A 21,483-nucleotide genomic window follows, 5' to 3' on the forward strand; every position below is an offset into this window, starting at 1 on the left:
GCTAAATAGTATTACCATAGATATCCAATTCAATTACTGGCTTACCTAATTTTTTAACTTCTTTTAATTGTGATGCTTTATCACCAACTATTAAATAAATCATTTCCTTTTCTTGTAAATAGGTATCTATAATTTTTTTATAATCTTCTAAAGTCATTGAAACTAATTCTTTCTGATTCATTTCTGTATAATTAGAAGGTCTATTATATTTACTCATATTACGAACCATTCTTAGTTTTGCCCCTAAACTTTCAAATGCTCTTGTATCAGCTTTTAAAAGTTTGTTTCTTGTTAATTCTACATCAGATTGAGTAAAATCCTTCGAATAATTGCTTATCATGTTTTTAATTATTTCTAAAGATTTTAATGTAGCATTAGCCCTAACGCTTGTTCTTACTAAAAACGGAGAAATTTCTTTACTATTTCTAAAGCTAGAATAAGCTCCATATGTATATCCTTTTTCAATTCGTAAAGTTTGAAACAATCTTCCACTTGAACCTCCTCCAAGAATTTCATTTGCAAAATCTAAATTATTAGCATTCTCATCAGTAGCAGATAAAACCAATTTACCAATCATAATTACAGATTGTTTAGACCCTGGTACATCTACAAAATATAAATTACCAGCTTTTGATTCACTAGGTAACTCTTGTTTTGGAAGTATAATATCAATACCGTTAAAATCATTTAGTGTACTTATTGTTTTTGAAGCTTCATCTTCTGTTATAGCACCAGCAACATGAAAAGTCGCTTTTTTAGGTGATAATTTTTTATAATACGACTTCAAATCATCTACTGTAATTGTTTTAATTGTATTTAAAGTACCTGAACCTGGAATACTAAACATATGTTTATCTCCAAAAATTAACTTATTCATTATCGTAGAAGCAATTACATTTGGATTTGCTTCACGTCCTTTTAAACTAGTTTCTAATGCTTGTTTTAATCTATCAAATTCTTTTTGATCCCAACGAGGTTCTAACAATATTTCTTTTACAAGAGCAATTGTACTTTTAAAGTTCTTTGTTAAACAAGATCCTACAATATGAAAATCTTCATTAGCACTATATACACTTATGCTAGCACCCAATAAACCTATAGCTTCCTCAAGTTCAGCAGGAGTTTTAGATGCTGTTCCTTCCATCATTAAATCACTTAATAAACTTCCTACACCTTCTTTACCTTTAAAATCTAATAAATGTCCACCAGGAATTGTCAAATCAAATTGAACTAAAGGAACTTCATTATTCTCTATTCCATAAACTTTTATTCCATTATTTATAGATGTAGTCCAAACCTCAGGAGATTTAAATAAAGGTAATTCTCCAAAGGCTGGTTCACTCCTATCATACGTACTTGGAGTTTTTTCATATTTAGCTTCTTCACCTTGCCCTACCTCTTCATTAGCTACATTTTGCTTTACTTCTTCTATCCAAACTTTGGCTTCTTTAGCATCAGCAATAGCTAATTCTAATTGTCCTTTAGGAACAACACTTGTCATTACATAGTTTTTGTTTTTAATGTAATTGTTATAAACTCTCATAACATCAGCTGCAGTTACTGAATTCATTAATTTAGCAGCTTTTGTAATATAGCTAGGATCTCCGTTAAACTCATTATCTTGAACTAACTTAAATGCTTTGTTTAAAACAGTACTTACACTTTGATATAATCCTGTTTCTAATTCTGCTTTGATACGTTTTAAATCTTGTTCACTAACACCATTACTTTCAAAACGTTTCAACCCTTCATCTATAGCAGATTTTAAATCATCTAAATCTGTACCTGCATTAGCTCTTGCTCTAATAACAAATTCTCCTGCTATTTCACTACTTCTTTGATAAATACTAATATTAGGGGCTAATTTTTTTTCTTCAACCACTACTTGATATAATGGAGCTTTTTTACTTCCACTTAATAATTGGCTAAGAACTTGAAGTGGATATACATCTTTATTGTATTCTTCAATCGTTGGAATTACCATTCGTAACTCTGGAAGTTTTGCGAAATTATCTTCAAAATACAGTGATTTATTTTGAGTTAATGTTACAGGCATTGGTTGCAGTTCTTCTACATCAGGTCCACTCGGTATTTCACCAAACCATTTTTTTACTAATTTTTTTGTTTCTTCAATGTTTATATCCCCTGCAATTACTAAAGATCCATTTTTTGCTCCATAGTATTTTGCATAAAACTCTTTAACATCGTCAATAGTTGCCGCTTGTAAATCAGGTAATGCACCAATTACAGTCCAATTATAAGGGTGCCCTTCTGGATAAAGATTTTTTCTTATAATTTCATCAGTATAACCATAAGGAGCATTATCAACACGCTGACGTTTTTCATTTTTTACCACTTGCTTTTCTCTTTCTAAAGCAGCTTTCGTAACCGTATTAATCATATACCCATAACGATCACTATCAATCCAAAGAATTTTTTCAAAAGCATCTTTTGGCACTACTTCATAATATACAGTTCCATCACTCCAAGTACCACCATTTCTACTTCCTCCCCATTCAGGAATCATCTTTCTATTTGCTCCTACAGGAACATTCTCTGAATCATTAAAACTCATATGCTCAAAGAAATGAGCAAAACCAGTTTTTCCAGGCTTCTCTCTATTAGATCCAACATGCATCATAGTAGCCACTGCAACTATAGGGTCACTATGATCTTCATGTAAAATAACCTCTAAGCCATTGCTTAAAGTAAATTTTTCATAGTCAATTTTAAACTCTTTGTCTGCTTTGGAGGAAGCATTTGATTTTGAATTTCCCTCGGTTTTACAAGAGAGAAAAAAAGAACTACATAATATAATTGCAATAGTTGAAAGTCTCATTCATTTCTGTTTTTAGTTAAAAAGATAATTGAATGAATAAAGATAGTATTTTTAAATAAAACGTAACTTTAAAAAATTAGAAGCATTATATGAAAAAACTATTTATTACAATAAATTTATTTTATGAATAATTTATCTAAGAACAATAAAATAAGGAGTAAACCAATTATTACCCAAGTTTGTTTTGTAAGATTATATTTACTTCGAATATGCTTATTCATTAACAATACAGTTATTAGGATAAATAAAGTTGAAATAAAAACATAAATGAAATTTAAATACTTATTTTCTACAGTTGCATTTGTTACTGAAAATAAAATCATTGACATTACATGTAAAACTGATGTAACAACTCCAAATAACCAACCTATTCTCTTCTTTAACATTAATGTTACACCAGCAAATATGGTTAATAATGGAATTAATATTTGATAATGGTAATTTTTGAATATTTTAAATATAGATATATTTTCCCAAGAATAATTGTAGTGTTTGAGTCCTATATTAAACGATAGTTTAATACTCCATATTTCTAGTACTAAGATTAAAATTCCAAAAAATATTTGAAATGCACCTATGACTTTTTCAGTTATTTCCCATTTTTTTTTTCATTCTATGGATACTAATAATTGCGTTAGCCATTAACTTATATGGTAATTTAAAAAACTATATTTATAAAATACTTGAAATACCTAATTTAAAAACTTGGTTCCTAACATTTCTGAAGCATCCATTACAATCATTTTAGCAGAAGTATCTTCAGTACGTATTAATTGCCTTAAAGTACTCAATCTATTTATTGGAACTGTTACAAATATCATGTGTTTTTCCTGAGTTAAACTTAAATTATTACCTTTAATTAAAGTCCCATTCACTCCAATTTTTTCATTTATTAACAAACCAATAGCTTCTAAATTGTTTGGTGAAGAAATATGAACTATTCGGCCATTAGGTCGTCCTGTTAAAATAACGTCTACCATTTTTGTAGTAATAAAAATACTAATCATACTCCATAATGCTAATTCAACATTATTGAAAACAAATCCTGTAGCTACAACAACAATAGAATCTAAAATAAGAATTACGGTTCCTGTTTTTAATGATGTTTTAGAGGTTATTATTCTTGCTATTATCGTACCTCCACCTGCTGAACCACCTCCTTTAAATATAAAACCAATTCCGGCTCCAACAAATACTCCACCATATAAAGTAGCTAATAAAGGTTCATTACTTAATGGTTCTAAACTAACAAAGTGAGAAAGTGTGTCTATAAATGCACTAATTAATAAAATAGCTATCGTACTTTTTATAGCAAAATACTTTCCTAAATACTTTATACTTACCAATAACAAAGGAATATTTATAATTGCAAATAATATACCAATAGATATTTTAAAAAGGCTATTGAAAATAATAGCTAAACCTCCTGTACCTCCCATAGCAATACTATTAGGACTCAAGAAACCAACAACTCCAAATGCCATTAAAGCACAACCTACAATTATAAAAGTATAATTAAAAAACTCTTTTTTCATTCTAAAAATATATAAGCTGCAAAGTTAAAACAATCTACTAGTTGGCAACGGATAAAACGGTTGATTATAATACTATTTTACCTTATTCTGTTAATAATTCAACTAAACAAATACTCGTTTTCAGAAACAAAAACTAATTAAATTTTAACTAATTTTTCAGCCGCTGCAATTAACGTTTCGTCAGTCTTTGCAAAACAAAATCTCAACATTTGTTTATCAGTTGAATCTTTATAAAATACGGAAATAGGAATAGCTGCAACTCCATGCTTTACTATTAACTCTTTAGCAAAATCCATATCTCCTTTTGTACTAATTTGTTTATAATTTACAACTTGAAAATATGTTCCTTCACAGGGTAGTAATTCAAACTTGCTATTTTTTAATAAATTTTGAAATAAAGTTCTTTTACTAACATACATTTTTTCAATTTCATTGAAATCAACAATGTCTAAGTATTCAGAAATCGCATGTTGTGATAAGCTACTAATGCTAAAAACTAAAAATTGATGTATTTTTTTTATTTCTAACATTAACTTTTCTGGAGCTATTAAATAGCCTACTTTCCATCCAGTAACATGTAATGATTTTCCAAAAGAAGATGCTACAATTGCTTTATCTCTTAATTTGGGTCTTGTATTTATAGAAATATGAGGGTGTGAAAATGAAATATATTCATACACTTCATCACTTAGTAATAAAACACGGTCATGCTTTTCTAAAAGACTTTCTAGTGCTTGAAATTCACTTTCTTTCCAAATTTTACCCGTAGGATTATGAGGGTTATTTATTATAATTAATTTTGTATTCTTAGTAATTGCGTCTTCAATTCTATTAAAGTTAGGAGAATAATCATCGTTCAAAGAAATACGTACAGGTTTACCCCCAGCTACAAGTACTGAAGGCTCATAACTATCGTAACTAGGGTCTAAAATAATTACTTCATCATTGTTTTTAACAAATGAATTAATAACCGTGTAAATACCTTGTGTAGCACCTGCTGTTATTAACATTTCTGAAGCTATATTAACTTTACGCTTATAATTTTTAAATGTTAAGGATGCTATATTCTCTAATAATGAAGGCAAACCGTTCATCGGGGTATATTGATGAACATTTTTGCCTATTAGATTTTTAGTTATATTCAATAAACGCTCATCAACAGGGAAATTAGGAAACCCTTGCGATAAATTTATGGCTCCATGTTTGTTCGCTAATTGCGACATTATAGAGAATATACTTGTAGGAGTATTTGGTAGTTTAGACATTTCTAGTTAATCTTTTTACTAAAGTAATAAACTCGAATAACTATATGCCAATTAACTATTTTTTCTTTTTTAAAGTTTCATCTTTTATTAGTGAGCTTTTCGTTTCATTTAAATAATTAGCCACTAACTTATCTATCAATTCTTCTTTTGTTAAATGATGAAATATTGTTTTTATTTTAGCTTTAAAATCTTGAGAAACCTCTCTATTCGGTTTAGTTTTAAATATTTTCTTAGCCCAAATAAGTCCGTTGTTTTCTTCAATACTCTTAGCATCTACCTTTTTAAAGGGCTTAAATACAATGTCTAACTCAGCTTCAAAATCAGCTATATCTTCTACTTCTTCTTCTTGAATAATAGTTAATGATAAACCATTTGCTCCAGCTCTAGCTGTTCGCCCACTTCTATGAACATAGGCATCATAAGTATCTGGTAAATGGTAATTAACTACAAAAGAAACGTCTTTTACATCAATACCTCTTGCTGCTAAATCCGTAGCAACTAATATATCAATAAAACCTTCTCTAAACTGCCCCATGATACGATCACGAATTCCTTGTGTTAAACTACCATGAATAGCACCAGATGAAAACTTATTTATAGCTAATTTTTTAGCCAATTTATTAACAGCAGCTTTTGTTTTACAAAATATAATTCCTCGTTCTCCAACCCTCGAGTTTAAAAAATGAAGTAATACATCTAACTTTTCAATAGGTTCAACAACTACATATTGATGATCAATACTTTTATTACCAACTGTTGCCATATCTGCTTCAATTTGAAGCACATGTTTAGACATGTAATTTTGAACCAATTGTTTTATAGCTCCAGGCATCGTTGCTGTAAACAATAATGTTCTTCTTAATTTTGGAATTTCTTTTATAACATTATCTAACTCTTCTTTTAAAGCACTTACCATTTCATCAGCCTCATCTAAAATAAAATAAGAAATATTTTTGACATTAATAGCTTCACGTTTTATTAAATCTGCTAAACGACCAGGAGTAGCTACTACAATATGAGTATCTTCTTTTAAACGCTCTATTTGAGATTTTACAGGAACTCCTCCATTAATAGAAGCTATAGAGATATTAGAGCTCTCTGGAACAATAGCTTCTAAATTGTTGAAAATTTGTTGACTTAACTCTCTAGTTGGTGCTAAAATAACAGCTTGAATATGGCTTTTCTCTTCTTTTATTAATTGTAATAATGGCAATCCAAAAGCAATTGTTTTACCTGTACCTGTTTTAGACAAAGCAACTACATCTCTTTTTTGATGTAAAATTACAGGGATTACCTTTTCCTGAACAAGTGTAGGAGTTTTAATATCTAAAGTATTTAATGCTTTTATTAAAAAAGGGTTAACTCCTAATTCTTTAAATGTAGTGGCCATAATTTTATTTTTATTCTTTACAATTGGTGCTCTAATTAAAAGAAATTAATGTTAAACTATTATTAGACCGCGAAACTACTCCTTTTTAATCAATATTACTTTGAGAGTAGTTCTATATTTTATAGAATTTCTTGAGTTTTCTTATAATCTAAACTATTTACATCAAAAAACTATTAAGTAGTTATAGTTTAAGAATTTTATTAATCGGAATTGGTAAGTGAACTCCTTCACTAAGAAAACGTTTATGAACTGATTCCTTTAAAGCACATTTAGTTTTAAACTCTAAAAAAGGTTCATTTAACCAAACATAGGCTCTCATATGAATATGATCAGGATGAACATCAATTACACGGACATCTACTTGATTAGAAGAAGTTAATACTTGTGCAGGTGTTCTATTATCAATTACATTCGGTTGTTTTATAGCTTCTTCTTGAATAATTTTTCTTGCTAAATCAATATCAGCCTTTAATCCTATTTTAAAATTATTGAAACTTAAAATATTAGAATCTTCAATCGTATGGTTTAATACTGAATCGGTACTAATTACCGAATTAGGAATAATCAATCTTTTATTTTCAAAATTATTAATTACCGTATGTCTAAGCGTTATATCTTCAACTATTCCCATTCGTTGCTCATCTAGTTTAATATAATCTCCTACTCTAAATGGACGAAAAATAACGATGAATGCTCCTGCTATTAAATTAGATAAAGCTGCTTGTGCAGCAAAACCAATAATAGCTGCAAGTATTCCTGCCCCTGAAAAAATAAAAGAAGCTTTGTTTCTAAAAAGAGGCACCGTCATAATAATATACATGATCCCTAGAACACCAATAATAAACTTAATTGAGTTTCTTAAAAACTGAATACTTGTTCCACCAAACCTATCTCTTTTTCTATATTTTATTATTTGTAAAATAATATATCGAATTCCTCTAGATATTAACCAAGCTATAAAAACTACAAGAATAATATAAGCTATGATTCCTATAAAAGAATCTAAATCAAATTGATATGTAAATAAATCTTTCATTATTTTGAAAGGTTAAACGCTTTGGTTGCATGAATTGTTGTCGTATCAAAAACAGGGATTGACACATCTTCTTGCTGAATTAATAAAGGTATTTCAGTACATCCTAAAATAACTCCTTCAGCTCCTTTTTTTTCTAGCTTATTAATGATTGTAATATATGCTTCTTTTGAGGTAGCTTTTAATACTCCTTTAGATAACTCATCATAAATAATTGTATGAACTATTTCTCTATCTGTTTTTTCAGGAATAATAACCTCTATTCCCATACTCTTCAATACATCAATATAAAATGTTTTTTCCATGGTGTATTTTGTACCTAATAAAGCTACTTTAGATATTTTTTTTTCTAAAATTTGTTCACCTGTGGCTTTTGCAATATGAATTACTGGTATTTGTACCACTTTCCTAATAGCTTCAATAGTTAAATGCATGGTGTTTGCACAAATTAATATACTAGTAGCTCCAGCATTTTCTAAACTTTTAGCAGCATTGGCCATTATACCATCTAAAACATCCCATTTACCCTCAGATTGGAGCTTAGATATTTCTCCAAAATCAACAGAATTAATAATTACTTTAGCCGAATGTTTATCACCATATTCTTTACTAGCTAAGTTATTTAAAACTTGATAGTACATGATTGTTGACTGTGGAGTTATACCTCCAATTAATCCTATTGTTTTCATTTATAACAATTATTTTATATCTATAATATAACTTTTTAAATCACTCTTCTACTTTAGTAAAACTATGCTTAAATGCTCCATCAGATTTGAATACATATCGGTGTTTTTCATAGATATCAATATTATCTTCAAAAGTTAACTCAATTGAGAATGGACTTCGTTCTTTATTAAACTCAATATAAACTTCAAAATCATTATTGTACTTGCTAACCTTTTGAGGAAAACTATTCCTTTTACTTATTTTTATATCACCTTCTAATACACGGGCATTAACAAGCTTACAAATCATTCCATAATTTTCAAGCTCGATTTCTACTTCATTGTCACTTCTATTATAATAAGACTTAAAAAAAAGAATTGGTTCAAATGTATTATTAATAGCATAAATACGCATTGGCTCTTCTCCTTCAATATAAGTTACTCCTTGGCCTTTAAAACCGCTAAAAAAACTATACTCTCTGCAAACTCCATTACGCAAATAGTCTTTATCCACATTATGTTTTTTAAACTCATCTGGCTTAGATTCATATAAAAAATCAATTTCTTCTATATTCCTTTCATTATATGTTTTTTTAATCTCTGCTAAAGTTAATTGATCTCCTTTTACTTCTATTACTTTATAAAAATATGATCTACCCCAATTATTATGAGTGTTTTTTAAAGTAATAAAATCATACAATTGTAAATTATTTATTTTCTTATCTAAAACTTCAGCTTCACTTTCAATTTTTCCATTTTCAGTTTTATATCTTATATAATCAACTCTAAACTTATTGAACTGATAATTTGTAAAGAAAAACAAGATTAAAAACGGTATTATTAACCAATATTTTTTAGGTATTCTATTATCATCTAAAGAAACTACCGTAGTTTCTGAAATAGAATCATGCCATCCTGTACCCCATAAAAATGAAAAAGTATTAAATGGAATTTTTCTAGATACAGAACGTACCAAAATATTATCGAATTTAACTTTTTCTTTTACTGTACCTAAAACAAAAGTATTTGTTAAAAACTTAGCTGGTGTTCTTCTAAAAAATGTTTCAAAAAAACCATAATATACAATAGCACTAATAACAAATAGTATAGTTAAAGTAAACCTATCACCTATTAGTTTTGTCATATCATATAAAATACCTCTTGGTAATAGCTTAAAAGCGTTAAAAGTTAATGACATGAATAAAAAACTATCTAACAATAAATGTAAAAATCGTTTATATTTTATAGCTAAAGGGTACTCATTATCTTTAAATTCTTTAAACTTTATATTTTTTACATTACTATATTTAGCTTCAGTTATCATTAATACGAAATAACTAAATAGTAATTGAGCTATATTTAGAACAAAAAAGAAGAAAACAATTGGTTTGAATAAAGTGAAATTATTAAACTGATGTATTACAAAAGACAAAACACTGATTATAGAGCTAAATAATATAATAGCGTGAGCAAATTGTAATAAACCTTGATCCTTTTTATTTGTTTTAATATAAAAGATACTACCTAGTAATAAAATTATATTAAAAGATATATTTAATCCATTAAGTCTATTATAACTACTAGAGTTTGAAAAAGTACCTCCAGAAACTTCAAAAAAATCGAATTTTAAAAATTGTAAATCTACATACCTAAATGTACTTACAACATAATACAATGTCTCACTTCCTTTTGTATAGAGTGTAATAACAGTGATTAATAACGCTAATAATGCCATTACAAAAGAAACTTTACCAATATATGGAGCTAGTTTTTCTTGTACAATTTTCAATATATTTTTCATATTATTCGGATATATTTAGCCATAAACTATTAAACTTTATTAATAAATGCATTATTTACTTAAAACAAAGCTGTTTGATCATCATCCGAGCCCTTTTTCTTTTTTTGAAGTGCTCTTTCTAATGCTTTTTTTGCTTTAGAATCTTTACTTTCTTCAAATTCTTTAGGCTTCACTACTTCTTCTACCTCAAGTGGTAATACTTCTTCTGAAATTTCTTCTTCTTCATTTACCTCTATTTCTTCTACTTTTTCTTCTTCAGGTTCATCATAAGGTAATGATTCTAATAAATTAACGGTGCGAATTTTATCTGTAGTTAATTGATTACCCAAAGCTTTCATTCCTTTTATTGAAATAAAATCTTCGAAATTTACTTCAATTTTATCTAAACTACGTTTAGAAAAAATAACTTCAGCCATTGGTCGATAATCAGTAGCTATAATTTCTAGCTTTGATTTTTCATGTTCTGAAATAAAATGCTCTTCTTTATCTACAGTTTCTACCAAGAACCTTTTTACATAATAACGTTCTTTTTCACCATCAAAATAAATTACAGATAGTGGTTTTTTAGAATTCCATTTTTCCAAAACTATCATGTCATTTTCAAAATGCATTGTTAACTCTGGTGTTACTGCTTTTATTTTACCACTTTGAGTAGCTATTAAAATTTTATCTTCTGCTTTAAATTCTCCTAGTAATTCACCTCTTCCGTCAACATTTAAACGTTGAACAGTATCATCAAACCATACTTTTCTTGGTTTTAGTGTTGATGCTCCGGCAGATTTAAATTCTATTTTCTTAATTGCATATTTAGTTACTTGATTTCCTCTTGCACTTCTACTTTTTATACCTAAATCTGCAAAATCAATATCCCATTTTAATTTTTTAATGCTTCCAACTGCTCTTAGTAAAATAGTAATAACTTCAGCTTCTCCATTCGGATTTGCAGTAAAGTATAGCATTTTAGAACCTTTACTACCATTAGTTAAGTCGTATTCTTTATCTCTTGTGATACTAGTTACATTGAAACGTTTCATATAACTAGGTCCCTTTGCTCCGTCTTTATAAATCATATTATACACAGTACGTTTATCTTTTTTCTTAAAGATTGCAATGTGAATAATACCTTTACCTACAAATGTTTTAGAGGCAACTTTAGTAACTAACATTGTTCCGTTATCTCTAAAAATAATAACATCATCAATGTCGGCACAGTCAGTAATATATTCATCTTTTTTTAACGACGTACCTACGAAACCTTCTTCTTTATTTACATAAAGTTTAGAATTACGCATTACTACTTTAGTAGCAACAATATCATCAAAAATTCTAATTTCAGTTTTACGTTCTTTTCCTTTTCCGTATTTAGTTTTTAATACTTTAAAATAATCAATAGCAAAATCAATTAAATTATCTAAATGGTGTTTTACTTCTGCTATTTTTTCTTCTAAACTTTCAATAAATTGCTTTGCTTTATCAATATCAAACTTAGAAATTTTCTTAATTCTAATTTCTGTTAATCGAACTATATCTTCTTCGGTTACTTCTCTTTTTAAGTGCTTAATATGTGGTTGTAATCCTTTATCAATAGCTTCAATAACTCCTTCCCATGTTTCTACCTCCTCAATATCACGATAAATTCTATTTTCAATAAAAATACGTTCTAAAGAAGCAAAATGCCATTGTTCTTCTAGCTCATGTAATTGAATCTCTAATTCTCTTTTTAATAATTTAACTGTTAAGTCGGTTGAATGCTTTAACATTTCCGAAACCCCCACAAAAACAGGTTTGTTATTTTGAATTGTACACGCTAATGGTGATATTGAGTTTTCACAATTTGTAAAAGCATACAGTGCATCTATAGTTTTATCTGGAGAAATATTTGGTGGCAAATGCACTACTATTTCAACATTTGCTGCTGTATTATCTTCAATCTTTTTTATTTTAATTTTCCCCTTATCATTCGCCTTTAAAATACTATCAATTAAAGAGGATGTAGTAGTACTGAATGGAATTTCAGTAATTACCAATGTTTTTTTATCTAACTGAGATATTTTTGCTCTTACACGAACCTTTCCTCCTCTTTTACCATCGTTATAATTAGTAAAATCAGCGATTCCACCAGTTAAAAAATCAGGTACAATTGTGAAGCTTCTACCTTTTAAATACTTAATGGAAGCATCAATTAGTTCATTAAAGTTGTGTGGTAAAATTTTTGTAGACAAACCTACAGCAATACCTTCTGCTCCTTGTGCTAATAAAAGCGGAAACTTAACTGGTAAATCAACAGGCTCTTTTCTTCTACCATCATACGACATTTTCCATTCTGTTGTTTTTGGGTTAAAAACAACATCTAAAGCAAACTTAGACAAACGAGCTTCTATATAACGAGAGGCAGCAGCACGATCACCAGTTAATATATTACCCCAGTTACCCTGCATATCAATTAACAACTCTTTTTGCCCTAGTTGTACCATTGCATCTCCAATAGAAGCATCACCGTGCGGGTGGTACTGCATTGTATGACCTACGATGTTTGCTACCTTATTGTAGCGCCCATCATCTAAGTCTTTCATTGAATGCATAATACGACGTTGCACAGGCTTAAATCCATCTTCTATAGAAGGTACAGCACGTTCTAGAATTACATATGAAGCATAATCTAAAAACCATTCTTTATACATCCCCGTTACTTTCGTAATGGTTTCTGCATTTTCAATAGGTTCTTGATTTAATTCTTCGTCGTGTTCGTAATTGTTATTGTCTTCACTCATTTACAGTAACGTTTATACGTTTGGGGTTATTATTTTTTTAATTTTGATTCTATTTAAATGTATTATTCACATACATTTTAATCAAAATTATTTTCTTTTTCACTTTTAATTATCTTCTAACAAATCTAACTCTACTTTTAGATTATTTATAATAAATTTCTGACGATCTGGTGTATTCTTACCCATGTAGAATTCAAGCATTTGTTCAATCGACATTTCTTTATCTAACATTACAGGATCTAATCGAATATCATCTCCAATAAAATGAACAAATTCGTTTGGTGAAATCTCCCCAAGTCCTTTAAATCGAGTTATCTCAGGTTTACCTCTTAGTTTATTAATAGCTTCCTGTTTTTCTTCTTCAGAATAACAATAAAAAGTTTCTTTTTTATTTCGAACTCTAAATAAAGGAGTTTCTAAAATATATAAATGTCCTTCTTTTATTACTTCAGGAAAAAATTGTAGAAAAAATGTAATCAATAATAATCGAATGTGCATACCATCAACATCGGCATCCGTTGCAATTACAACATTATTATAACGTAATCCTTCTAAGCCATCTTCAATATTTAATGCAGCCTGTAACAAGTTAAACTCTTCATTTTCATACACAATTTTTTTACTTAGTCCGTATGAATTTAAAGGCTTTCCTTTTAAACTAAAAACTGCTTGAGTATTTACATTTCTTGATTTAGTAATTGATCCACTTGCCGAATCTCCCTCAGTAATAAACAATGTAGTATCTAAATAACTTTCTTTTTTTGTATCTCCAAAATGAATACGACAATCACGTAATTTTTTATTGTGCAAACTAGCTTTTTTAGCTCTATCACGCGCTAATTTACGTATTCCTGAAAGTTCTTTACGTTCTTTCTCTGCTTGTAATATTTTCTTTTGAAGTTGCTCAGCAACGACTGTATTTTTATGTAAATAATTATCTAATTTCTTTTTTAGAAAGTCGTTAATATAAGTTCTTACTGTTGGAAGATTCCCTCCCATTTCAGTAGATCCTAATTTAGTTTTTGTTTGACTTTCAAAAACTGGTTCCATTACTTTTATGGAAATAGCAGAGATAATTGATTTACGAATGTCAGATGCTTCAAAATTCTTACCAAAAAACTCACGAATAGTTTTCACTAAAGCTTCTCTAAAGGCTGCTTGATGCGTTCCTCCCTGTGTGGTATGTTGACCGTTTACAAATGAGTGGTATTCTTCAGAATATTGAGTTTTACTATGTGTAATTGCTACCTCAATATCATCACCTCGCAAATGAATTATTGGATATAACATATCTTCCTGATTGTTATTATCTTCCAATAAATCTTTTAACCCGTTTTCAGAATAAAACTTCTCTCCATTAAAAACAATAGTTAATCCTGGATTTAGGTACACATAATTTTTAAGAAGCTTTATAATATACTCAGGGCGATATTTATAATTCTTAAAAATAGTTTCATCAGCAATAAAAGTTACCTTAGTTCCTTTTCTACGTGATGTTTCTTCTAATAACTCTTGATTTGTTAAGTTACCTCTTTCGAATTCAGCTGTAGCAGATTTACCGTCACGCGTAGATTCTACTCTAAAAAACGTAGATAATGCATTTACTGCTTTAGTACCTACTCCATTTAGCCCTACTGATTTTTTAAATGCTTTAGAGTCATATTTACCACCAGTATTCATTTTAGATACTACATCTACCACTTTTCCTAACGGTATCCCACGTCCATAATCTCGTACAATTACTTTGTTTCCTTGTACAGACACCTCAATGGTTTTTCCTCCTCCCATTACAAACTCGTCAATAGAGTTATCTAAAACTTCTTTTACAAGAATATAAATACCATCATCAGGGGATGAACCATCTCCTAATTTTCCGATATACATACCTGGACGCATTCTAATGTGTTCTTTCCAGTCGAGCGATCGTATATTATCTTCGGTATATTGTGTTTCTTGTGCCATAAATATCTTGTAATATTGAAGTATTCGCTAAAATAAGATTAAACATTAAAAAATAAAAAGCTCTGTTGAATTAGTTTTCAACAGAGTTATAATTTATTTTTTTTTAAATAGTTTTCTCTCCCATTTACAGAGTGTTCGCCCGTATCTTTTTGCTTTTTTTTTCGTAGTTTTTTTTATTTCAGTTTTACAGGAAGAAAGTCCTTTACAATTTTTTTTTAAGTGATATCGCTTGCTTGCAACACTTTTACAAACATATACTTCCTTCTCTTTAATTTGTTGAAATGCTGTTAATGAAAAAATTATGAGTACTAATAAAATATTTTTCATGGGTAGTTTGATTTTCTGTATTGCCATGGTGTGATACTATTTGGTTGTGACCATATTCCTATTTTTTGTTTCTTAGCTACTTGCTCTAAATTATGGTATCTTTTACTTTTTGAGTATTTTTTAAAATGCATTGCCAATCCTTTTTCAACTAAAGTTTCATTTATATTTTCCACTTTATTATAATATACTTCTGCTATTAATCGATTCCAGTGCCACTTTCCTTTATTAACTATCCGCACATTTTTACCAAATATTTTGGTAGCTACAAACTGTTTTGCTTTATTACCAAATGCTTGTTTCTTTTCTGGACAGTCTATATGTGCTAATCTTATAATTAATGGTTTCCTTTTATATAAAACTTCAATAGTGTCTCCATCTTTTACACCTATTACTTTTGCATAAAATTCTTTGGGTACTTTTTGTTTAGCTATAAATAATAAAAGAAATAGGAGTATTGTTTTTAGATGCATGGTTATTGAAAACTATTTAATTTATTAATAGCATCTATTCTTACATCCATTTGGTGTTTTATAATTCTTTCATAATCATTTTCTGAATCTGATAACTTTGATATTAACACAAAAAGCTCAATAATTAGAAAAAACAATAACCATAATCCCCATACAATTAATGACACAGGTGAAGACAATAAAATTTTAAACATTACTTTTAATTCATCCAAAAAACCTTTTCTGTTTAATAATTCACTTTCTGTTTTTTCTCGTATGTCAATAATTTGATGGGATAACAATGATTTTTCTTTTCGGAAATTAGCTATTTGTTTATCAGTATCTTCTATTAGTTTTGCTTTAGGGTTAAGAACTGAAACTGTCGTGTAAATTTTAGTTATACGTATAGTATCTCTTCCTTCAACAGTTTTACCAGGTACTTTTTTACTTTCGTATTTAGGTAATCGAATAGATGGTTTTTGTGTTACTTCATCAATTAATAAATCACGTTCATTTTGTTTTCTAACTGTCATTGAATCAATATCTCTAATTTGAAGGTTTATTTCCTTTAACTTCTGAGGTAATATTTCACCAACTTCTTTATCAATATTCATCAATTTTTCCTTGATAATATCTTCCTTAAATATAATTTGATCTACTATTACTGACCCTAAAAGTGCCATTACTAAGCCTAAAGTTATACGAAATACTGTAGTCCATTTATTTTTTGTTCCTAATATTATTTGCCTTTCAATTTGAATAATAATTATCATTAAAATTATTCCAGAAATAGTAGAACCAATAATTGGTATTCTTAAATATTCTATTGAAAATAAAAAGCCAATTAATAACCACATAATCATAATTATTAATAATGCTGCCGTATATTTTTTAACCGATTTTTTACTGGCTTCGCTACAAGACATTAATAATTTATAATTGTATCCTGTTAGAAAACAACCAAAACGAAGCCATCTATTTTTCTTTTTAAACATTTTTATCTAAAATTTGGTCAGACATTGCAGCTAATCCTCTCATAAACCCTCTTTTATAAGATAAAGACACTCTTTCTATAAGCCCAGTCTCTTTAAAAAAATCTTCCTCTATTACTTTTACTTCTTCAATAGAATCTTTTGTTTTTATTAAAGTAGTTTCTAATAATTTTACCGTGTCAATTAATCCTGCATTACTTCTTGATTGTATATGAAATTCAATATCTTTTATATAATCTTCATAGGTTTTATAGGCACGTTTAATTAATATTTGGAAATCATATTTTAATAATTTTATATTATCATTACTATAGGAATAATCTGGATTTATCAATGCATCATCATATCCTTTTTCTTCAAAATCTTTTGATGCAAAAGCATATATTTTATCTAAATTGTATTTTTTTGATTCAAATCCATCTTCACTTTCCAGTTCTGATTCTTCTATAAATAATTCTTTAGAAACTTCTGTTGTAATTGTTTCTTTTTTCTCTTCTAAAACATCAACATCATTAGATGTTTTCCTTTTAAATAAATTGAATAAGCTCATTTTTCTTAAATATATTTTATTGGTACTTTGTATTTATTATGCCCTTGTTGATGACATTTTTTACATAAGGTTACTAATAACCTATTTGGGTATTCCCATGGCTTTTTAAATTTCCTTAAAACAAGTGAATAACGATATTGTCTGTGATGTACTTGTAATTCTTTTGACGATTTACAAACTCTACATTTATTTTGATCTCTAGTTATTATTGTTTTCCTTTTTTCCTTCCATTCAGAAGAAAATAACAAACCTCCATAACTACCATGCGCTTTTTTAATTAGCTGCTTCTGTCTCATATTCTTCATAGCAGTCTACTGTTTTTAAAAGCGCTGAATCAAATTTATAGATATCCTCAATTAGCTCAATTTTCTCTTTAATTTCTTTTCTATTCTCATCAAATACTCCTAAATATTTTGTTCTACCATTAAAATGCAGTCTACATAATGGTTTACGATTATTATCATCTAACAAAATTCCAAAATAAGATTGTGTATCTCTATATGCTATTCTATCAACAGATATTTTCTTCCTTAAAATTGCTACAACTATTCTATATGCTTCTAGCTCTTCTTCTGTTGTTATTATTTTGCTTTCTTCTTCAGGTTCCTGGTTTTCTAATACTAATTTTTCTTCTTCCTTATTTAATGCATTTTGTAATCTGTCATTTACTTTCTCACTAATAAATTGATTTATTGATTTTGAAACCAATTCTTTAAATTGTTCAATAACTTTTTCTGTTTGTCTCCCCGAATAAATTCTCGATGTAAAAAAACGTGTAAAATCAACTTCAGGCTCAACTAGTTGAGCATTAAATATTTTTTTTATCTCTTTTGAGTATTTAAGAGAACTTGCATTATTAACTATTTGGTTAATATCAAATTTTGTTTTATGAAATTTTGATATTTCAGTTATTATTGATTCTTTTAACTTAGTAATATCAAACTCTAGAAATGGTTTTTCGTCCATTTTATTCGTTGCATCTAAATCAGTGAAAAACTTGTATTCTATACCATTTGTTAAAAGAGCAAACTTTGATTTAGAAGTATGAAAATACCTAAATAATTGTGAGTTGTGTGTACTTAAGTTTTCTTTCCAATGTTTACACTCTATAATTAGAATAGGTATTTTATTTTCCATAATGGCATAATCTACTTTCTCTCCTTTTTTTAAACCAATATCAGCCGTAAATTCAGGAATTACTTCAGTTGGATTGAAAATATCATAACCTAAAAGATTAATAAATGGTAGTATAAATGCTGTTTTAGTAGCTTCTTCTGTTTCTATTTGATCTTTTAGCGTATTAATTTTTTTTGATAGCTCTTTTAGTTTGTTGGTTAGTTCCATGATAATTTATATTTAATGAGTATTTAGCTCTAATGCTGTTTTAAAATTCGTAGGTAAAAAAACTTTATTGCTAGGGTTATTAGTAATCGTTTTCATTCCATCAATATACTTTTGAAACATAATTATTTCACTTGCTTTATCAGAACTTAATTCATCTTTAAGAGTAGACAAATAATTAGCATCAGCTTCAGCTAATAATCCTAAAACATCTGCTTGTGCTTGTGCCTTAATAAAAGTTGCTTCAGCTTGTGCTTTTGCCTCTGTTACTTCAGCTTGTGCTTTTCCTTCTGCTTCAGCTATTAATGCTCTTTTTTTTCTTTCAGCAGTCATCTCTTGCATCATAGCTTCTGCTGTATCATCTGAATATTTTATCTCCTGAATTTCAACTCTTGTAAATACAACACCCCATTTATCTGCTATATCCATTAATTGAGCTGAGATCTTTTGATTTAAATTTTGTCTTTCAGATAAAACTTGATCTAATTTTAATTTTCCAATATTAGATCTTAAGGCATTTAGAGCCACATCTTTTATTGATTTAGGTAAAATATCTATATCATAAACCGCTTTTGCAGGATCTATAATTTTCCAATAAACAGAAGCATCAGCATCAATAGTAACATTATCTAAAGTTTGACATTGCCTTGGTGGAGTATCAGTTTGTTGTTCGGACAACTCTATCTGGTAGTTCTTCTTATTTGCAACATTGTTCCAGTTATTGACATATTTTATTGTTTCAATAAAAGGAATTTTAAAACGAAGTCCGTCTTTTTGAACTCTACTATGTTTTCCAAACCTTTTAACCAGTACAACATGATTTTGTGGGATAGTGTAAATAATTGCCATTTCTTTTTTAGTTTTTATATTATTAGTTTGTTTGATTTTACATTTATGATTTTGTGTGACTCTCCTTCTTTAATCTCTTTTAAAATCACACTTTCAAATTGATATAATTCTTTTTCTATCTCTATAAATAATTCTCCTTCTATATTTTTAATCTCCCCATTCATACCAATAATTCTTTCTATACCTCCTACATGTTTTCTTGGAGAAATAATCTTATCATGGAGTTTTTCAAGTTGTTTTCTCCAAACTGTATAATGGAATGTGATAAAAGCAAACCATATGATTACAGATAGTAATATTGAAGTTATAAGAGGCGCTTTTATTTTTAGTATGCAAAAAAGAGTTAACAAAACATAAGCTATGTGAGTTGGATACTCAAAAGAAAGAATGATATCTATGATAATTAATAATAAAGCTATTAGGCCTAATGTTTCGTAATAATTTGTAACTAATATTTCCATACTCCAAAACTAACTACACTAAAAAACAAAAGCTTACGGAAAACCGTAAGCCCTAATTTTATATTAGTTTATTAATTAATCATTAACCAAAACAACATATTTATAATACACAAAACCGATTGTTTGGGTTCTCATTACTTTTACTTTAATCCATTGAGCATGCATTGCCAATACTACTAACTCTTCTCCTTTATGCAATTGTTGAATTTCATAATTGGTAATACTTGGACCACTTCTAAGGCTTAGATTTTCTTTATTAACTAACAAAATTCTTAAATACAGAGGCTCCTCTTTTAATTGCTGCGTAGTTGTTAAACTATTATTTCGACCATCATATATATTTCTCTTTATTGATTTTTGTTTTTTAGGGTAAGTCCTTTTTCTCTTTTTTCTTCTGGGGGCTTTATACCCATCTGAGCATACACCACAAGAGCCTCCATTATTACAATACTTACAACTACTACAATTTTTACATGCCCTACAATAAGCTGAACCTGTACATCGTCCACCAATATCAATATAACACCCTAGTACGGGTATATTTTTGCTTCTTTTTTTTAAAATACTTGTATGCTGCTGACTTTTACTTAGAAGTAAACTGATTAGAATAACAGGGATTAGTAACTGATAGATTTCATTTAAGATATTTTTCATTTTCGGGGGATTATGAGTATTAATAAAACAAAACTAGAATACCCAAAAAACAAAACCCTACGGAAATCCGTAGGGTTTAAAACTAATTTAATAATCGTTCTGCTATCTTTTCTGTTTCAAGTATATCTCCTTTTGGTAATATCATTTCTAATTTACCACTATTGGGGTTAGTATAAATTTCAAAACCATATTTACAATTCTGTATTCTATATTTTAAAGCTAAAAGTCCCACGTAAAAACCTTTCTTTTTTGTTTCTTCATATACATATCTTGAACAGTTTTTTTTAAAAATACAACAAGGAGGTTTGTTTTTAGCTTTAAACAACCAATACAGTTTTATTATTATTAATAAAATATATTTCATTATTTTCCAAAAACAAGCATTTGTCTATACGCTGTAAATCCTGGTTTTGCGCCTAAACCAAAACACCCTTGGTCTGGTACTATATATGTTTGTACGCTTTCTAAACGAATGTATTGCCAGCCTTGATTAGTATAATTAGCTATAATATCCTCCAATTGTTGAGCAACCTGTGTTGAGTTCTCTTTATTTCTATTAATAGAAGGAATGAATGGTATTACTTTATATTCCATAA

Annotated in this window: 20 protein-coding genes; 1 reads left to right on the plus strand and 19 read right to left on the minus strand. The window is 28.4% G+C overall.

The annotated features are described in order from the left end of the window. Position 1 precedes the first annotated feature (1 nt). Entirely contained in the window at positions 2-2,839 is a 2,838-nt protein-coding gene (locus ACKTTQ_RS10725; protein ID WP_113787100.1) for a M16 family metallopeptidase, read from the minus strand. A gap of 267 nt (positions 2,840-3,106) precedes the next feature. On the opposite strand from ACKTTQ_RS10725, the gene ACKTTQ_RS10730 reads away from it, so the two are divergent. Continuing rightward, positions 3,107-3,271, plus strand: a complete 165-nt coding sequence (locus ACKTTQ_RS10730) for a hypothetical protein (protein ID WP_408049195.1) — start codon at positions 3,107-3,109, stop codon at positions 3,269-3,271. A 260-nt stretch (positions 3,272-3,531) separates the two neighbouring features. Here ACKTTQ_RS10730 and ACKTTQ_RS10735 read toward each other — a convergent pair whose 3' ends face one another. The 18 genes from ACKTTQ_RS10735 to ACKTTQ_RS10820 form a co-directional block, all read right to left on the minus strand. Further along, on the minus strand, positions 3,532-4,374 hold the full coding sequence (locus tag ACKTTQ_RS10735) for a YitT family protein (RefSeq protein ID WP_093871138.1): 843 nt from the start codon (positions 4,372-4,374) through the stop codon (positions 3,532-3,534). 137 nt (positions 4,375-4,511) lie between these two features. Beyond that, positions 4,512-5,639: a methionine aminotransferase gene (locus ACKTTQ_RS10740; RefSeq protein ID WP_299133828.1), complete on the minus strand. Its 1,128-nt coding sequence runs from the start codon at positions 5,637-5,639 to the stop codon at positions 4,512-4,514. Positions 5,640-5,694: 55 nt separating this feature from the next. Then, positions 5,695-7,029 (minus strand): DEAD/DEAH box helicase, encoded by a 1,335-nt coding sequence (locus ACKTTQ_RS10745; RefSeq protein ID WP_408049196.1) that lies wholly within the window; start codon positions 7,027-7,029, stop codon positions 5,695-5,697. Between the two features lie 181 nt (positions 7,030-7,210). After that, positions 7,211-8,065 carry a mechanosensitive ion channel family protein gene (locus ACKTTQ_RS10750; RefSeq protein WP_093871135.1) on the minus strand — a complete coding sequence of 285 codons (855 nt, stop codon included), beginning with the start codon at positions 8,063-8,065 and terminating at the stop codon, positions 7,211-7,213. Continuing rightward, positions 8,065-8,751 (minus strand): aspartate/glutamate racemase family protein, encoded by a 687-nt coding sequence (locus tag ACKTTQ_RS10755; protein ID WP_093871134.1) that lies wholly within the window; start codon positions 8,749-8,751, stop codon positions 8,065-8,067. Before ACKTTQ_RS10755 ends, ACKTTQ_RS10750 begins: the two co-directional genes overlap by 1 nt. Positions 8,752-8,791: 40 nt before the next feature. Continuing rightward, complete coding sequence (locus ACKTTQ_RS10760; RefSeq protein ID WP_299133819.1) at positions 8,792-10,531, minus strand: RDD family protein; 1,740 nt, start codon at positions 10,529-10,531, stop codon at positions 8,792-8,794. Positions 10,532-10,590: 59 nt separating this feature from the next. Continuing rightward, positions 10,591-13,302, minus strand: a complete 2,712-nt coding sequence (locus ACKTTQ_RS10765) for a DNA gyrase/topoisomerase IV subunit A (protein WP_408049197.1) — start codon at positions 13,300-13,302, stop codon at positions 10,591-10,593. A gap of 105 nt (positions 13,303-13,407) precedes the next feature. Then, positions 13,408-15,264, minus strand: a complete 1,857-nt coding sequence (locus tag ACKTTQ_RS10770; protein ID WP_408049198.1) for a DNA topoisomerase IV subunit B — start codon at positions 15,262-15,264, stop codon at positions 13,408-13,410. Positions 15,265-15,587: 323 nt separating this feature from the next. After that, a complete protein-coding gene (locus ACKTTQ_RS10775; RefSeq protein ID WP_408049199.1) occupies positions 15,588-16,061 on the minus strand; it encodes a thermonuclease family protein in 474 nt (157 codons plus the stop codon). 2 nt (positions 16,062-16,063) lie between these two features. Next, positions 16,064-17,035 carry a DUF4407 domain-containing protein gene (locus ACKTTQ_RS10780; RefSeq protein WP_408049200.1) on the minus strand — a complete coding sequence of 324 codons (972 nt, stop codon included), beginning with the start codon at positions 17,033-17,035 and terminating at the stop codon, positions 16,064-16,066. After that, on the minus strand, positions 17,028-17,582 hold the full coding sequence (locus ACKTTQ_RS10785; RefSeq protein ID WP_408049201.1) for a hypothetical protein: 555 nt from the start codon (positions 17,580-17,582) through the stop codon (positions 17,028-17,030). The genes ACKTTQ_RS10780 and ACKTTQ_RS10785 overlap by 8 nt, the downstream gene beginning before the upstream one ends. A 5-nt stretch (positions 17,583-17,587) precedes the next feature. Beyond that, complete coding sequence (locus tag ACKTTQ_RS10790) at positions 17,588-17,887, minus strand: HNH endonuclease (RefSeq protein WP_408049202.1); 300 nt, start codon at positions 17,885-17,887, stop codon at positions 17,588-17,590. Continuing rightward, complete coding sequence (locus tag ACKTTQ_RS10795; RefSeq protein ID WP_408049203.1) at positions 17,856-18,926, minus strand: type I restriction endonuclease; 1,071 nt, start codon at positions 18,924-18,926, stop codon at positions 17,856-17,858. Before ACKTTQ_RS10795 ends, ACKTTQ_RS10790 begins: the two co-directional genes overlap by 32 nt. Positions 18,927-18,938: 12 nt before the next feature. Continuing rightward, entirely contained in the window at positions 18,939-19,772 is an 834-nt protein-coding gene (locus ACKTTQ_RS10800) for an SPFH domain-containing protein (RefSeq protein WP_299133804.1), read from the minus strand. Between the two features lie 14 nt (positions 19,773-19,786). After that, positions 19,787-20,233 (minus strand): hypothetical protein, encoded by a 447-nt coding sequence (locus ACKTTQ_RS10805; protein ID WP_299133802.1) that lies wholly within the window; start codon positions 20,231-20,233, stop codon positions 19,787-19,789. Between the two features lie 75 nt (positions 20,234-20,308). Next, the gene (locus ACKTTQ_RS10810; RefSeq protein ID WP_408049204.1) at positions 20,309-20,887 is read right to left on the minus strand and encodes an SH3 domain-containing protein; all 579 of its coding nucleotides are present in this window, start codon (positions 20,885-20,887) and stop codon (positions 20,309-20,311) included. A gap of 82 nt (positions 20,888-20,969) precedes the next feature. Beyond that, complete coding sequence (yidD, locus tag ACKTTQ_RS10815; protein WP_408049205.1) at positions 20,970-21,251, minus strand: membrane protein insertion efficiency factor YidD; 282 nt, start codon at positions 21,249-21,251, stop codon at positions 20,970-20,972. Then, a complete protein-coding gene (locus ACKTTQ_RS10820) occupies positions 21,251-21,481 on the minus strand; it encodes a hypothetical protein (RefSeq protein WP_176974408.1) in 231 nt (76 codons plus the stop codon). Before ACKTTQ_RS10820 ends, yidD begins: the two co-directional genes overlap by 1 nt. Positions 21,482-21,483: the final 2 nt, after the last annotated feature.

This window comes from Tenacibaculum halocynthiae (assembly GCF_964512825.1).
Lineage (GTDB): Bacteria > Bacteroidota > Bacteroidia > Flavobacteriales > Flavobacteriaceae > Polaribacter > Polaribacter halocynthiae.

Bases quoted from the DNA above. Each gene is read 5' to 3' on its own strand.
- ACKTTQ_RS10760 (WP_299133819.1), bottom strand. From the start codon at position 10,531: ATGAAAAATATATTGAAAATTGTACAAGAAAAACTAGCTCCATATATT.
- ACKTTQ_RS10750 (WP_093871135.1), bottom strand. From the start codon at position 8,065: ATGAAAGATTTATTTACATATCAATTTGATTTAGATTCTTTTATAGGA.
- ACKTTQ_RS10790 (WP_408049202.1), bottom strand. From the start codon at position 17,887: ATGAAGAATATGAGACAGAAGCAGCTAATTAAAAAAGCGCATGGTAGT.
- yidD (WP_408049205.1), bottom strand. From the start codon at position 21,251: ATGAAATATATTTTATTAATAATAATAAAACTGTATTGGTTGTTTAAA.
- ACKTTQ_RS10780 (WP_408049200.1), bottom strand. From the start codon at position 17,035: ATGTTTAAAAAGAAAAATAGATGGCTTCGTTTTGGTTGTTTTCTAACA.
- ACKTTQ_RS10755 (WP_093871134.1), bottom strand. From the start codon at position 8,751: ATGAAAACAATAGGATTAATTGGAGGTATAACTCCACAGTCAACAATC.
- ACKTTQ_RS10745 (WP_408049196.1), bottom strand. From the start codon at position 7,029: ATGGCCACTACATTTAAAGAATTAGGAGTTAACCCTTTTTTAATAAAA.
- ACKTTQ_RS10775 (WP_408049199.1), bottom strand. From the start codon at position 16,061: ATGCATCTAAAAACAATACTCCTATTTCTTTTATTATTTATAGCTAAA.
- ACKTTQ_RS10735 (WP_093871138.1), bottom strand. From the start codon at position 4,374: ATGAAAAAAGAGTTTTTTAATTATACTTTTATAATTGTAGGTTGTGCT.
- ACKTTQ_RS10725 (WP_113787100.1), bottom strand. From the start codon at position 2,839: ATGAGACTTTCAACTATTGCAATTATATTATGTAGTTCTTTTTTTCTC.
- ACKTTQ_RS10765 (WP_408049197.1), bottom strand. From the start codon at position 13,302: ATGAGTGAAGACAATAACAATTACGAACACGACGAAGAATTAAATCAA.
- ACKTTQ_RS10805 (WP_299133802.1), bottom strand. From the start codon at position 20,233: ATGGAAATATTAGTTACAAATTATTACGAAACATTAGGCCTAATAGCT.
- ACKTTQ_RS10820 (WP_176974408.1), bottom strand. From the start codon at position 21,481: ATGGAATATAAAGTAATACCATTCATTCCTTCTATTAATAGAAATAAA.
- ACKTTQ_RS10810 (WP_408049204.1), bottom strand. From the start codon at position 20,887: ATGAAAAATATCTTAAATGAAATCTATCAGTTACTAATCCCTGTTATT.
- ACKTTQ_RS10740 (WP_299133828.1), bottom strand. From the start codon at position 5,639: ATGTCTAAACTACCAAATACTCCTACAAGTATATTCTCTATAATGTCG.
- ACKTTQ_RS10770 (WP_408049198.1), bottom strand. From the start codon at position 15,264: ATGGCACAAGAAACACAATATACCGAAGATAATATACGATCGCTCGAC.
- ACKTTQ_RS10795 (WP_408049203.1), bottom strand. From the start codon at position 18,926: ATGGAACTAACCAACAAACTAAAAGAGCTATCAAAAAAAATTAATACG.
- ACKTTQ_RS10730 (WP_408049195.1), top strand. From the start codon at position 3,107: ATGAAATTTAAATACTTATTTTCTACAGTTGCATTTGTTACTGAAAAT.
- ACKTTQ_RS10800 (WP_299133804.1), bottom strand. From the start codon at position 19,772: ATGGCAATTATTTACACTATCCCACAAAATCATGTTGTACTGGTTAAA.
- ACKTTQ_RS10785 (WP_408049201.1), bottom strand. From the start codon at position 17,582: ATGAGCTTATTCAATTTATTTAAAAGGAAAACATCTAATGATGTTGAT.